13 protein-coding genes are annotated in these 13,094 nt (G+C 44.6%); 12 read left to right on the top strand and 1 reads right to left on the bottom strand.

Annotated elements, in window-relative coordinates:
- Window positions 1-4: 4 nt before the first annotated feature.
- The 5 genes from fliO to flhB are packed head-to-tail and all read left to right on the top strand — an operon-like array spanning window position 5 to window position 3,495.
- Window positions 5-511 (top strand): flagellar biosynthetic protein FliO, encoded by a 507-nt coding sequence (gene fliO / locus HF888_RS11895; protein ID WP_007016166.1) that lies wholly within the window; start codon window positions 5-7, stop codon window positions 509-511.
- Window positions 501-1,256 carry a flagellar type III secretion system pore protein FliP gene (fliP, locus tag HF888_RS11890; RefSeq protein ID WP_007016167.1) on the top strand — a complete coding sequence of 252 codons (756 nt, stop codon included), beginning with the start codon at window positions 501-503 and terminating at the stop codon, window positions 1,254-1,256. The genes fliO and fliP overlap by 11 nt, the downstream gene beginning before the upstream one ends.
- A gap of 36 nt (window positions 1,257-1,292) precedes the next feature.
- Window positions 1,293-1,562 carry a flagellar biosynthesis protein FliQ gene (gene fliQ / locus HF888_RS11885; protein WP_007016168.1) on the top strand — a complete coding sequence of 90 codons (270 nt, stop codon included), beginning with the start codon at window positions 1,293-1,295 and terminating at the stop codon, window positions 1,560-1,562.
- Between the two features lie 4 nt (window positions 1,563-1,566).
- The gene (gene fliR, locus HF888_RS11880) at window positions 1,567-2,355 is read left to right on the top strand and encodes a flagellar biosynthetic protein FliR (RefSeq protein WP_007016169.1); all 789 of its coding nucleotides are present in this window, start codon (window positions 1,567-1,569) and stop codon (window positions 2,353-2,355) included.
- 12 nt (window positions 2,356-2,367) lie between these two features.
- Complete coding sequence (gene flhB, locus HF888_RS11875; RefSeq protein ID WP_007016170.1) at window positions 2,368-3,495, top strand: flagellar biosynthesis protein FlhB; 1,128 nt, start codon at window positions 2,368-2,370, stop codon at window positions 3,493-3,495.
- A 5-nt stretch (window positions 3,496-3,500) separates the two neighbouring features.
- Here flhB and HF888_RS11870 read toward each other — a convergent pair whose 3' ends face one another.
- Entirely contained in the window at window positions 3,501-4,046 is a 546-nt protein-coding gene (locus HF888_RS11870; protein ID WP_040297324.1) for a DUF924 family protein, read from the bottom strand.
- A 116-nt stretch (window positions 4,047-4,162) separates the two neighbouring features.
- Between HF888_RS11870 and flhA the strand changes: the two genes are divergently transcribed.
- The 7 genes from flhA to HF888_RS11835 all read left to right on the top strand — a co-directional run bounded on the left by flhA (window position 4,163) and on the right by HF888_RS11835 (window position 13,066).
- Entirely contained in the window at window positions 4,163-6,385 is a 2,223-nt protein-coding gene (flhA, locus tag HF888_RS11865; RefSeq protein WP_007016172.1) for a flagellar biosynthesis protein FlhA, read from the top strand.
- A gap of 29 nt (window positions 6,386-6,414) precedes the next feature.
- Entirely contained in the window at window positions 6,415-7,860 is a 1,446-nt protein-coding gene (gene flhF / locus HF888_RS11860; protein WP_007016173.1) for a flagellar biosynthesis GTPase FlhF, read from the top strand.
- Complete coding sequence (locus tag HF888_RS11855; protein WP_007016174.1) at window positions 7,857-8,729, top strand: MinD/ParA family protein; 873 nt, start codon at window positions 7,857-7,859, stop codon at window positions 8,727-8,729. Before flhF ends, HF888_RS11855 begins: the two co-directional genes overlap by 4 nt.
- Before the next feature lie 11 nt (window positions 8,730-8,740).
- On the top strand, window positions 8,741-9,478 hold the full coding sequence (locus tag HF888_RS11850) for an RNA polymerase sigma factor FliA (protein WP_007016175.1): 738 nt from the start codon (window positions 8,741-8,743) through the stop codon (window positions 9,476-9,478).
- A 222-nt stretch (window positions 9,479-9,700) separates the two neighbouring features.
- Window positions 9,701-10,069 carry a chemotaxis response regulator CheY gene (gene cheY / locus HF888_RS11845; RefSeq protein ID WP_007016176.1) on the top strand — a complete coding sequence of 123 codons (369 nt, stop codon included), beginning with the start codon at window positions 9,701-9,703 and terminating at the stop codon, window positions 10,067-10,069.
- A gap of 21 nt (window positions 10,070-10,090) precedes the next feature.
- On the top strand, window positions 10,091-10,867 hold the full coding sequence (locus HF888_RS11840; protein WP_007016177.1) for a protein phosphatase CheZ: 777 nt from the start codon (window positions 10,091-10,093) through the stop codon (window positions 10,865-10,867).
- A gap of 12 nt (window positions 10,868-10,879) precedes the next feature.
- On the top strand, window positions 10,880-13,066 hold the full coding sequence (locus tag HF888_RS11835; RefSeq protein WP_007016178.1) for a chemotaxis protein CheA: 2,187 nt from the start codon (window positions 10,880-10,882) through the stop codon (window positions 13,064-13,066).
- Window positions 13,067-13,094: the final 28 nt, after the last annotated feature.

The raw sequence follows: 13,094 nt of genomic DNA, 5'->3' as shown, positions 1-13,094 counted from the left end.
TTTAATGTTTGCAGTTATGGCGCTATCTATGGCGTCTTCTGGGGATGTTGCGACTGATGTAACTGATAATACAGTTGCATCAGTCGCGCAAAACGCGGCAGAAAAAAGCGCACAAGTCTTACCACACATGCCAAATACAAGCGATCAGATTATTACTATTCTGTTCGCGCTTATTGCGGTCATTGCCATGATTTACGGCATAGCATGGCTAGCTAAGCGCAAACAAATGGTGACAGGGACTGGTCGCCTTCCTATGAAAACTCTAGCGATTATGCCAATGGGCGTAAAAGAAAAAATCGTGCTGGTACAAGTCGGTGAGCAACAGCTATTGCTTGGATTAACCGCGCACAGTATTAATACATTGGCAACGTTTGATGAGCCCATCATGCAAGAAGGCGATGCTAACATCCCCGAATTTGCGCAACGTTTAAAGCAAGTTTTCTCTAATAAAGGTCTTAACCTAAACGGATTTAATCAGCCAAAAAAACGCGGTGATAACGATGACGATTAACTGTATCCGTCTCGTTTGGGTTGCTGCGTTATTGTTGTTGCCATCGCTTGGTTGGGCAGAGAATACATTTGACATACCCGCTATAACCTACGAAGAAGATCCTAATGGCAATGGTCGCTATAGTGTGACTATTCAAATTCTTGCCATCATGACCATACTGACGGTATTACCGTCGCTAGTCATTATGATGACAAGTTTCACACGTATCATTGTCGTATTTGCTATTTTACGCCAGGCTTTAGGTTTACAGCAGACACCCTCTAATCAGATCTTATTGGGTCTTACGTTATTTCTCACACTGTTCATCATGATGCCCATATTTAATGTGATTAATGAAACGGCTATTCAACCTTATTTAGAGGAGAAAATACTTCCTAAAGAAGCGCTAGATTTGGCGATTATCCCAATTAAAGAGTTTATGTTAGCGCAAGTACGAGAGACCGATCTAAATATGTTCGTGAGGTTATCTGGCGAAACAGGCATTCAAACACCGATGGATACACCATTGCATATTCTTATTCCTGCCTTCATAACCAGTGAACTAAAAACTGCATTTCAAATTGGGTTTATGATTTTTATTCCTTTCTTAATTATTGATTTAGTCGTAGCCAGTATCTTAATGGCCATGGGTATGATGATGTTATCCCCAATCATCATTAGCCTACCGTTCAAAATTATGTTGTTTGTACTAGTGGATGGCTGGGTAATGATTATTGGTACATTAGCTGCAAGCTATGGTTTCTAGCGTAAAAGTGTCAGAAATCCGTTTTAGGAGTTAGCCATGGGCGTTGAGCATCTTGGGGATTTTTTAAGAGAGGCTTTGTTTGTCGTCATTCTCATTGTGAGTGCGATCTTGGTGCCGGGTTTACTTGTCGGTCTTATTGTTGCTACTTTCCAAGCGGCAACACAAATCAATGAACAAACACTGAGTTTCTTACCTCGACTTGTGGTGACTCTCTTGTGTGTACTATTTTTTGGTCCATGGATCATTCTTAAGCTGGTTGAGTACACCGAAAATCTTTATAAAAACATTCCTTTTTTGATTAGTTAGCCCTATGGATCCTGCGGTTGGTTTTCTACTCGATATAAACAGCGCAGAAGTATCTAGCTGGGTTAGTCGATATCTTTGGCCTTTCTTCCGATTTGCAGGGTTTTTTATGGTGTTGCCGCTTTTTGGAACCCGATTGGTAACGGCTAGAGTAAGATTATTTCTTGCCTTTTTTACTTCAATTCTTGTTACGCCATTGTTACCGCCTATGCCAGTCATTGATGCGGTTAGTGTTCAAACCATGGTGATAATAGCGCAGCAAATACTGATTGGTATTGCACTCGGTTTTGTCGTAGAAATTCTGATGCAGATTTTTATTTTGTGTGGTCAATTAATCGCAATGCAAACTGGTTTGGGTATGGCGATGATGGTTGACCCAACCAATGGTGTGAATGTGGCCGTTGTTGCTCAATGGTTTTTAATTTTTGCAAACTTACTGTTTATTACACTCAATGGTCATTTAGTTGCGATAGAGATATTAGCTGATAGCTTCTTTACCATTCCTGTCGGTGAGGGAACCATTAGTACCAATGTTATGTGGTCCATTGTGGAATTAGCTCATTGGATGTTCAGTGCAGCAATTGTATTAGCGCTACCGGCTATCACATCCATGCTAGTGGTCAACATTGCCTTTGGGGTAATGGCCAGATTAGCACCTCAGCTCAATATATTTGCTGTCGGTTTTCCTGTAACCATGTTATTGGGTTTAATTGTACTTTGGATCGCTTTCTCCGGATTTGGCGCTGAATTTGGTCGTCTTTTGACTGAATTATTTTATTTCATGCGTAGTTTTTAGAGATATTTATTTATGGCTGAAAACGAAAATAGTCAGGAAAAAACAGAAGAACCGACGCCCCGAAGGCTCCAAAAAGCCAAAGATGATGGTCAGATTCCGAGATCCAAAGAGCTCAGTACGAGTTTGGTTTTGATCGTTGGTGTGTTAAGCATTTGGTTGTTGGCTGATCTGTTGTTTTCTGGCGCGAAGAATATTTTCCAATATAACTTTGTCATCGAGCGTGAACAGATTTTTGACGAGAAGCAAATGCTCAAACATTTAGGTGCTTCCGCATATGAAGCGATTCTTACGATGACACCTACTATGATGCTTATTTTACTTGCAGCTGCTTTGGCGCCTTTAGCCTTGGGTGGCTGGATGTTTTCAGGTAAAGCCTTATTACCAAAGGCAAATCGTATTAGTCCTTTATCCGGACTGAAAAGAATGTTCGGAGTAAAAAGCTTAGTAGAACTGATAAAAAGTTGGGCCAAAGTACTTGTTGTTATCGGTTGTACATTCCTCTTGTTCTTTATCTTCAATGATAAAGTTTTATTTTTGCATCGTGAACCGGGTACACGAGCGATTGCAGATAGTGCTGACTTAGTAATGCTTTGCGCTTTTATATTGGCATGCAGCACTCTATTAGTGAGCGTTATTGATGTGCCTTATCAGATTTATGAGTACATGCAAAAAATGCGTATGAGTCTGCAGGAGGTAAAAGACGAACACAAAGAAACAGAGGGTAAACCAGAGGTTAAGCAGCGAATTCGGCGCTTGCAGTATGAAATGAGTCAGCGTCGAATGATGGATGATGTAAAAGATGCGGATGTAGTCATCACTAACCCCACTCATTACGCTGTTGCATTAAAATATGATAGTGATCAGATGGGAGCACCGTTAATGGTAGCCAAAGGTACCGACGAGGTGGCGTTAAAAATTAGAGAAATCGCGAAGCAAAATAAAATTGCCGTCGTTGAAGCTCCACCTCTGGCTCGTTCGATTTATGCATTTACAAAAATAGGAAAAGAAATTCCAGAAGGCTTGTATGTTGCTGTTGCCCAGGTGCTGGCTTATGTGTACCAATTAAACCAGTTCTTTGCTGGTCAGGGACCTAGGCCAAAACAACCTCCGTTCCCTGTACCTCCTGATTTAAAAGCGTAAATAGACTAGAAGCTTGAGCCTGGTTGTTTTAGGAATTCAATTTCTTCTGGTGTGCTTTTGCGACCAAGAATCATATTGCGATGAGGATAGCGTCCAAAGCGCTCAATGATGTCCTTATGCATTTTTTCAAACTTAAGATTATTTTCCAGCCCTGGTTCACTAAACTGTTTAATGGCCTCTTCGTGTATCGCGAGTGATTCGCTGTGCATAAAAGGCATATAAAGAAAAGCACGCTCTTGTGGTGTGAGAGTAAGGTGATATTCGTTGCGAATAGCCTCTTGTGCTAGCGCAAGCGCTAAAGTATCGCTAGCAAAGGCATTGGGTGTATCTCGATAAATGTTACGCGAGAATTGATCTAACAGCAGTACTTCTGCCAAGCGTCCTTTTGGCGTATTCCGCCATTCCCATAATTCGGAGTTGGCCGCTTGCTGGTGAATCGCCTTAAACCTTTGCGTCATGATTTGGTCAATATGACTGTCTTTTTTGAACCACTGTTCTTCTGTTAATTCATGAAACCAAAAGTCCCAGACTTTCTGTAACATCCCATTCATCCCTTATTCTGCTGTCTATATACAAGTATACCTGCAAATATTTGATCAAGATCACATGCTGGCCATATTTTTGCAACAGGCGATACAACGTCAAAATTTTAGAGTAGTTGTAGTTTATGGCTGTCGGAAAGTTATCACTTCCATCGCAAGGGGATCTAAAAGGCGCTTTGGGCAATGTACGCTCATTAGCGAAAGGCAATATTGGTATTCCTATCATGCTGATGGTTTTACTGGGCATGATGACACTGCCCGTACCTCCGTTTTTATTGGATATCTTTTTCACCTTTAATATTGCATTAGCCATCGTTGTATTAATGGTTTCAATCTATGCTGGAAAGCCTCTGGACTTTGCAATTTTTCCCAGCGTTTTGTTAGTAGCAACCCTATTGCGTCTTGCTTTAAATGTTGCCTCTACCCGAGTTGTCTTGCTTGAGGGGCATGAAGGCGGTGCCGCCGCGGGTAAGGTGATCGAAGCATTCGGCGAAGTGCTCGTCGGCGGCAACTATGCTGTGGGTTTGGTGGTCTTCTTGATTCTCATGATTATTAACTTTGTCGTAGTGACAAAAGGTGCAGGTCGAGTTTCAGAAGTGAGCGCTCGCTTTACTCTTGATGCTATGCCGGGTAAGCAAATGGCCATCGATGCTGATTTAAATGGTGGTTTGATCGATGCAGAGCAAGCTAAAGCTCGACGCTCCGAAGTGGCCAATGAAGCGGATTTTTATGGCTCCATGGACGGTGCCAGTAAATTTGTGAAAGGGGATGCTATTGCGGGCATGTTGATTTTGTTAATCAACATTATTGGTGGTCTGGCAATCGGTATGGCGCAGCACGATTTGGATTTTTCGCGTGCTACCGAAGTTTATGCCTTGCTGACTATCGGTGACGGCTTGGTAGCACAGATTCCAAGCTTACTACTTTCTACTGCCACCGCCATTATTGTCACCCGAAATAATAGTGAGGAAGACGTAGGCGGTCAGGTCATTAGTCAGATGTTTTCCTCCAGTCGAGCTTTGGCTATCGCATCGGGTATTCTTATTTTAATGGGTCTTATTCCTAGCATGCCGCATTTGGCTTTCTTAGGGCTGGGTGTATTGGCTGCTGTTTGGGCTTACTGGATTCATAAACGCAACAATGAGCCAGAAATTGTCGACGAAGGTATTTCCGGCAGTGCTCGTCAGGCTGCACAGAGAGCAGCTGGCGGTGGAGGCGCAGCACCACAAAGTGGTTCCTCTAATCAAGCCTTGTCTGGTGGATCGGCGCAACCTGCATTGCCCGACGATACCAAGGATGTGGACTGGGATGACGTCGAAGAGGTGGACATCATTGGCTTGGAAGTAGGCTATCGTTTAATTCCATTAGTGGATAAAAGTCAGGGCGGCCAATTGTTGGGACGCATTAAAGGCATTCGCCGAAAACTTTCACAAGATCTTGGTTTTCTTATTCCTAGTGTTCACATTCGAGATAATTTAGACCTCGCTCCTAATGCCTATCGAGTTTTATTAATGGGCGTGGCCGTTGCCGAGGCCGAGATTGAACCCGATCGCGATATGGCCATTAATCCGGGTCAGGTGTTTGGTAACGTAGAAGGTATTGAAACCATTGATCCAGCCTTTGGCCTAGAAGCTGTGTGGATTGAAAGCGGTAAAAAAGATCAAGCGCAAACGCTTGGCTATACCGTAGTGGACGCCAGTACAGTGGTGGCCACTCATTTAAATCAAATACTACAAAGCCATAGTGCAGAGCTAATCGGTCACGAAGAAGTACAAAAAATGCTGGATCGACTTGCTAGTGTGTCACCGAAACTCGCCGAAGAATTAGTGCCCAACACGCTTAATTTGAGTCAGCTATTAACGATCTTGCAAAACTTGTTACAGGAAGGCGTGCCAGTGCGCGACATGCGCAGTATTGCCGAAGCTTTGGCGAACACTCAGGTCGATAGTCAAGATACTGCCGCATTAACAGTCGAGGTTCGAAGAGTCTTAAAGCGTCTCATCGTGCATAGTATCTATGGTAACGCGCAAGATCTCTCCGTTATTACCCTAGATCCATCATTGGAACAGTTATTGCTCAAAACCTATCAGCAGAACCGACAACAAACAGGGCAGAGCGATCAGATGATTCTTGAACCATCAATGGCCGAAAAGTTACAGCAATCTATGGTGGAAGCTGCTCGCAATCAAGAAATGGCAGGTAATCCTGCTGTGTTGCTAGTAAACGCTACCTTGCGTCCTGTGCTATCGAATTTTGCTCGTAATGTTACCGATAGCCTACATGTCATTTCGTATCAGGAAATACCTGATAACAAACAAATAACCATTGCCGCCACCATCGGGGCATAGTGTGAACCGAACGATGTGAGATACCGAGTATGAGAGTTCGTCGTTTTACCGCCAGCAGTATGCAAAAAGCGCTGAAAACCGTGCGCGATGAAATGGGCCCGGATGCCGTCATTCTGTCTAATCATAGAGTGAAAGGCGGTGTCGAGATTATCGTGGCGCAGAACTACGAACCTTCTAGTGCGAAAACCTCTGCTCCGCCAATGGCATTTACTGAAGACGGCGAAGTGGATGACAGCCATTTACCTTCACCTACTTTTTCTCGCGATAAAAATACGCAAGAGCGTCGTAAAGAAAAAGAACCATGGCCGTTCCTATCGGATGATGAACGAAAACAGGTTAATGAACAGCTGCAACTTCAAGAACAGTTGGAAACCATGAAGCGCCAGCGTGATGGCGGAAGTGCAAAAACTATTAGTGCCAGCCAAGATAAAGAAGCATTGCGTATGGCACTGGACGAAATGAAAACGCGTCGAGATAGCCAATTAGATCCTGTGCAGCCTCTGCAACGTGAGCCTAAGGCACAGCAAAAGCAAGAACGCCTCGCCATGCTTGATGATATGCGCAATGAGCTACATGACTTGAAAGAAATGTTGTGCGGAGATGGACAAAAAGCACTACAGCAACCAGCCAATTTTGTTTGGAAAAAATACGCACCAGCCAATGCACTGCAAGCAAAGTTCTGGCAACGATTGGAAAACATGGGGTTTGATGATTGGGTGATTTACCAATTGGTGCATGACGTTGTCAGTCACGCAGATGAAAAAGGCGCTTGGCAATTAATCCTGCAAGACTTAGTTCAGCATATGAATATTAGCCCCAGTGATCGACTGAAACGCGGCGGTGTTTATGCCATGGTTGGGCCAACCGGTGCCGGTAAAACCACGACCATCGCGAAAATGGCGGTGCGTTTTACATTGGAACACGAAAACGCCAGCATTGGCCTCGTGACCATGGATAATTATCGTTTAGCGGCCCATGATCAGCTTAAAACGTTGGGACAAATATTAGGTGTTCCAGTGCAGGTGGCAGATCAGGAGCATACCTTGAGCAAGTGCCTTGATGAGCTGAGTGACTGTGATCTTGTGCTCATTGATACCGCTGGTTTGACGCCACAGCACCCAATGCTGAACTATCAATTAGAACAGCTGGCTTCTTTGCGAGGCCGTGTTCATACCTTATTAACATTACCCGCCACTAGTACCAGCAGAGTCTTACGTAAGGTCTATCATAATTATAAAGCAGCCGGAATAGGCGGCTGTGTTCTGACCAAGCTAGATGAGGCCAGCAGTTTAGGTGATGCGCTAAGTGCATTATTAGAGAGTGGTTTAGATTTGTCTTATGCGACCGACGGCCAGCGCATACCAGACGATTTTCATGTGGCCAGTGCCAAGGCATTAGTTAAGCGCGCCGTTGTAATGGCGAAGCAAGAACAAGCGTCGCAGGATGAGGCAGAAGCTCAGGGAGTGTGGTCATGAGCGAGTTGTATAGCCTAGATGCTTACCGACAGAACAAAGGAGATAACCAATCCATGCATCCAGTTCAAGTAATCGCGGTGACCGGCGGTAAGGGAGGCGTTGGTAAAAGTAACGTGTCAGTCAACTTGGCAATCGCTCTTGCAGAGATGGGGCGAAGAGTTGTGGTTTTGGATGCGGATTTGGGACTCGCTAATATTGACGTGTTATTGGGGCTGACCACTAAAGAAAATATCAGCAACGTTATTTCTGGGGAAGCCAGTCTCCGTGATGTCATGGTCAATGGCCCAGGTGGTATACGTATTATTCCCGCTGCTTCAGGCACACAGGCTATGACAACACTAGAACCAAGGGAACATGCTGGATTGATTCGTGCATTTGATTCGATTAGTGATCAACTGGATGTACTGATTGTGGATACTGCAGCCGGTATTGGTGACAGTGTGGTGTCATTTGTGAAAGCCAGCCAAGAAGTCTTGGTGGTCGTAACCGATGAACCCACCAGTATTACGGACGCCTACGCACTGATAAAGCTTCTTAATCGCGATCACGGTGTTTTTCGTTTTCGTATTCTAGCCAATATGGTCAAAACTAGCCAAGACGGTCATAACTTATTTGCTAAGCTTACTAAAGTAACAGATCGCTTTTTGGATGTGGCATTACAGTATGTGGGGTGTGTGCCGCAAGACGATGCTGTTAAGCGCGCGGTACAGCGCCAGCGACCAGTGATTGAGGCCTATCCTCGTGCTAAAGCAGCCTTGGCCTTCAAAGCATTAGCAAAAAAAGTAGATAGCTGGCCCTTGCCAACAACCCCCAGAGGTAACTTGGAGTTTTTTGTTGAAAACTTGGTATTGTCGACAGTACGTGGGTAGGACGTATAACCATGAACAGTGGTGCAGCCATGTATCTCGGTGATGAAAAACAAAATTTCAATACGCTGGTCGAAGAATACGCATCCTTGGTAAAACGTATTGCTCACCATTTGAAAGGCCGATTGCCTGACTCAGTGCAGGTAGACGACCTTATTCAGTCAGGCATGATTGGATTAATCGAGGCAGCACAGAAGTACGAACCTAGTAAAGGTGCTAGCTTCGAAACCTATGCGGGTATCCGAATACGCGGTTCCATGCTCGACGAGATTCGTAAAGGCGACTGGGCACCACGCAGTGTGCATCGCAATAGCCGTCGCATCAGCGAAGCTATCCGCTACGTAGAATCTCAAACTGGTCGCGATGCTCAAGATCAAGAGGTAGCAAAAGCCCTAGGTATGGAATTGGAAGAATACCATCAACATTTACAAGATGGGGCCGGATCGCGTTTGTTCAGTTTTGAGGATTTGTTAGAGCAGCGAGGTGAGCAGGAGTCCGACTTCATGGGTCATGATGACGAGAGCCCGCTCCAGGACCTACAAAGCGAACATTTCCAACAGCAGCTTGCCAAGGCAATCAGTCAACTACCTGAACGAGAGCAACTCGTCCTCGCTCTCTATTACGACGAAGAACTCAACTTAAAAGAAATCGGTGCGGTATTAGAAGTGAGTGAGTCTCGCGTCAGTCAAATACACTCGCAGGCGGCTCATCGTTTGCGCGCACGTCTACAGGAATGGGCCGAAGGGCAATAGTTTGCCCTAAAAGCTCAGTAAATATTTCTGCAACCTATAAATTAATAGCTATGCTTAATTTAGGTTTTATTAGGATTAATTATTAGTCATTCACAGGACCGAACCTGCCGACAACTTTATTTTGCTGACATGCTTGCTGGATAACTTGGTAAGTGTGTCTAGACTAAAAATAGGCAATAAAGTCATTGGCCAGGGCGCTGGGAGGTAGCTTTGGATAAAAATATGAAAATTCTTGTTGTGGACGATTTTTCGACAATGAGACGAATCATTAAAAACCTGTTAAGGGATTTGGGTTTCACAAATACCCAAGAAGCAGATGATGGCAACACTGCGTTGCCCATGCTGAAAAGCGGTGACTTCGATTTCTTGGTCACGGATTGGAATATGCCGGGTATGACAGGAATTGAACTGCTAAAGCATGTTCGTGAAGACGAGCGCCTGAAGGACCTTCCCGTTCTGATGGTAACGGCAGAAGCCAAGCGAGACCAGATAGTGGCAGCAGCGCAAGCCGGTGTGAATGGATATGTAGTAAAACCATTTACGGCAGCGGTACTAAAAGAAAAGATTGAAAAAATCTTTGAGCGCTTGTAAGCGGTTACATAGGGCAAGTAGATGGCGGCTTTGGATTTAGAATCAGGCAGCGAGTTCGAACAGCGTTTTTCTGAAAAAGCACAGGAATTATTTGAACGTCTAGAGAAAAATGATTTAGGCGGTGCGGTTTCGGTGATTCAGGATTTACAAAAGGTACGAGATGAAAGTCTGTACCAAGAAATAGGCCGATTGACTCGGGCTCTTCACGAGTCCATCAAAAATTTCAAACTTGATGCGCATCAGGGCGCAGCTAGCGATATTGATGAAGCAAATGAAGGTTTAGCATACGTTGTAGAAATGACGGACAAGGCGGCCAATAAAACTATGGATAAGGTAGAGGAAAGCCTCCCTATATCTGACGGTATTGCACAGGAATCTAATGAGCTTCACCAGGAATGGCAACGATTTTTAAAGAAAGAAATGTCACCCGCGGAGTTTAGAGAATTAGCAAAGCGCCTTGATGCTTTTCTGCAAGGCACCAGTAAAAATACTCAAAAACTGAACACAAATCTGAATGAGATTTTGCTGGCACAAGATTTTCAAGATTTAACAGGGCAAGTGATCCAACGTATTACGACGATGGTCACGGATGTAGAAGCCCGTTTAGTGAATTTGGTTGCCATGGCCGGACATGTTGATCGCATGACAGGTATTGAGCATGGTGAACTAGAAGCGCAGGAAGAAGAGGAACAAAATCCAGATAAAGGTGTGGGTCCTCAAATTAATGCGGATGAGAAAGAAGATGTAGCAGCCAGCCAAGACGATGTTGACGATTTACTGTCGAGTCTAGGTTTCTAAAGGAGCAAAGGGATGAGTTTGGACGCTGATGAAGAAATCCTCCAGGACTTCCTTGTAGAAGCAGGGGAAATTCTAGAGCTGCTTTCCGAGCAATTGGTAGACTTAGAAAATCGACCAGATGACCAAGACTTATTGAACTCTATTTTTCGTGGTTTTCATACGGTAAAAGGTGGCGCGGGTTTCTTACAAATTAACCCGCTGGTGGATTTATGTCACGTTGCAGAGAACGTGTTTGACATACTCCGAAATGGCCAACGTCAAGTTGATGCAGACTTGATGGACGTGGTTTTAAGTGCGCTTGATAGTGTCAATGATATGTTCGAGACGGTTCGTGGCGGAGAAATGCCTGAGCCAGCAGACCAAAGCTTAATTGATGATCTGAAAATCTTTTCGCAACCTGCGGGAGCAGCTCCGGCGCCTAAAGCAGAAGCAGCCCCTACACCTCCTACCAGTGCTCCAGATACGTCAAATGAAGCAACTTCGAGTGGTGATTCTGGTGATATTACTGATGATGAATTCGAAGGTTTATTGGATGCCTTAGATGGCAATGATGCCGCTCCTGCCAAAGATGACAAAACGACCAGTAGCGATGATGACTTGTTCGATGTTGGCAGCACTCCGGCCGCCTCAGATGAAGACGAAATAACCGAAGACGAATTTGAAGCATTGCTTGATCAACTGCATGGTTCAGGTAATGGGCCTAGCAAAACGGATGACGTTGGCAGTAGCAGTGAACAAGCAGAAACTGCGGCACCTGCAGCTCCTGCTGCAGATGGCAATGAAGAAATTACAGAATCAGAATTTGAAGAACTGCTGGATAAATTACACGGAAAAGGCAAAGGCCCAAGCGAAACGGGTGCTGAGTCTCAAGTAACATCTGAGCCAGAGCCGCAAGCTCAGAAGCCAGATGCAGAGCCCGCTAAAGCTGAAGCTCCAAAACAGGAAGCGCCGGCTCCTGTTGCAAAAGCTGAGCGTCCAGCAGCGAAAAAACCAGAGAAGAAACAAGAGTCGCCGTCGGCCGAGGCAACTGTACGGGTTGATACGAAACGACTCGATGAAATCATGAACATGGTTGGTGAACTTGTTTTAGTTCGTAATCGTCTTGTGCGTTTAGGTCTAAATAGTAACGATGAAGCCATGTCAAAAGCGGTGTCAAATTTAGACGTGGTGACAGGTGACTTGCAAACATCTGTGATGAAAACACGGATGCAACCCATCAAGAAAGTATTTGGGCGTTTCCCTCGAGTGGTTCGTGATTTGGCGCGTAACTTGAAAAAAGAAGTTACATTAGAATTACGTGGTGAAGAAACAGATTTAGATAAAAACTTGGTTGAAGCCTTGGCTGACCCATTAGTGCATTTAGTACGTAATGCGGTGGATCACGGTGTAGAAATGCCTGATGAACGCGAGGCCTCGGGCAAGTCACGCAATGGCACAGTCATATTAAGTGCTGAACAAGAGGGTGATCACATACTATTGTCTATTCAAGATGATGGTAAAGGCATGGATCCTAAAAAATTGCAGTCAATAGCCGTCGAAAAAGGTGTGATGGATCAAGATGCAGCTGATCGTCTAAGCGACTCTGAATCGTATAATTTGATTTTTGCGCCTGGCTTTTCAACCAAAACCGAAATCAGTGACATCTCTGGCCGCGGTGTGGGCATGGATGTTGTGAAAACGAAAATCACACAACTGAACGGCACAATCAATATCGATTCCCAGCTTGGTAAAGGATCAAAGATCGTTATTAAAGTGCCGTTAACTTTAGCCATTATGCCAACGCTAATGGTGATGCTGGAAGATCAAGCGTTTTCATTCCCACTAGTGAGTGTGAGCGAAATCTTCCACTTAGATCTCACTAAAACGAATGTGGTAGATGGACAGGAAGTCGTTGTTGTCCGTGAAAAAGCGATTCCTCTCTTTTATTTGAAACGCTGGGTAATTCCCAACAGCCATAATGTGGAAGTAACTGAAGGCCATGTTGTAGTTATAAATGTGGGCAGTCAGCGAGTTGGTTTCGTTGTTGATCAATTGGTCGGTCAAGAAGAAGTGGTAATAAAACCTTTAGGTAAGATGCTGCAAGGAACGCCAGGTATGGCGGGTGCGACAATTACAGGTGATGGTCGTATTGCCTTGATACTGGATGTACCTAGTATGCTGCAACATTACGCAAAACGTAGCGGTGTAGTGGCTGCATAACATCGACTAAAAATCGCTGGAATGAAAG

The sequence above is a fragment of the Bermanella marisrubri genome, from assembly GCF_012295615.1.
In the GTDB taxonomy this organism is placed as follows: Bacteria; Pseudomonadota; Gammaproteobacteria; order Pseudomonadales; family Oceanobacteraceae; genus Bermanella; species Bermanella marisrubri.
Note: the sequence above shows the minus strand (reverse complement) of the source record. Positions and strands in the feature narration are given on the sequence as shown.

Excerpts from the sequence above, each read along its gene's own strand:
- cheY (WP_007016176.1), top strand. The coding sequence starts at position 9,701 with ATGAAAATTCTTGTTGTGGACGATTTTTCGACAATGAGACGAATCATT.
- fliR (WP_007016169.1), top strand. The coding sequence starts at position 1,567 with ATGGATCCTGCGGTTGGTTTTCTACTCGATATAAACAGCGCAGAAGTA.
- fliO (WP_007016166.1), top strand. The coding sequence starts at position 5 with ATGTTTGCAGTTATGGCGCTATCTATGGCGTCTTCTGGGGATGTTGCG.
- fliQ (WP_007016168.1), top strand. The coding sequence starts at position 1,293 with ATGGGCGTTGAGCATCTTGGGGATTTTTTAAGAGAGGCTTTGTTTGTC.
- fliP (WP_007016167.1), top strand. The coding sequence starts at position 501 with ATGACGATTAACTGTATCCGTCTCGTTTGGGTTGCTGCGTTATTGTTG.
- flhF (WP_007016173.1), top strand. The coding sequence starts at position 6,415 with ATGAGAGTTCGTCGTTTTACCGCCAGCAGTATGCAAAAAGCGCTGAAA.
- HF888_RS11855 (WP_007016174.1), top strand. The coding sequence starts at position 7,857 with ATGAGCGAGTTGTATAGCCTAGATGCTTACCGACAGAACAAAGGAGAT.
- HF888_RS11840 (WP_007016177.1), top strand. The coding sequence starts at position 10,091 with ATGGCGGCTTTGGATTTAGAATCAGGCAGCGAGTTCGAACAGCGTTTT.
- flhA (WP_007016172.1), top strand. The coding sequence starts at position 4,163 with ATGGCTGTCGGAAAGTTATCACTTCCATCGCAAGGGGATCTAAAAGGC.
- HF888_RS11870 (WP_040297324.1), bottom strand. The coding sequence starts at position 4,046 with ATGAATGGGATGTTACAGAAAGTCTGGGACTTTTGGTTTCATGAATTA.
- HF888_RS11835 (WP_007016178.1), top strand. The coding sequence starts at position 10,880 with ATGAGTTTGGACGCTGATGAAGAAATCCTCCAGGACTTCCTTGTAGAA.
- HF888_RS11850 (WP_007016175.1), top strand. The coding sequence starts at position 8,741 with ATGAACAGTGGTGCAGCCATGTATCTCGGTGATGAAAAACAAAATTTC.
- flhB (WP_007016170.1), top strand. The coding sequence starts at position 2,368 with ATGGCTGAAAACGAAAATAGTCAGGAAAAAACAGAAGAACCGACGCCC.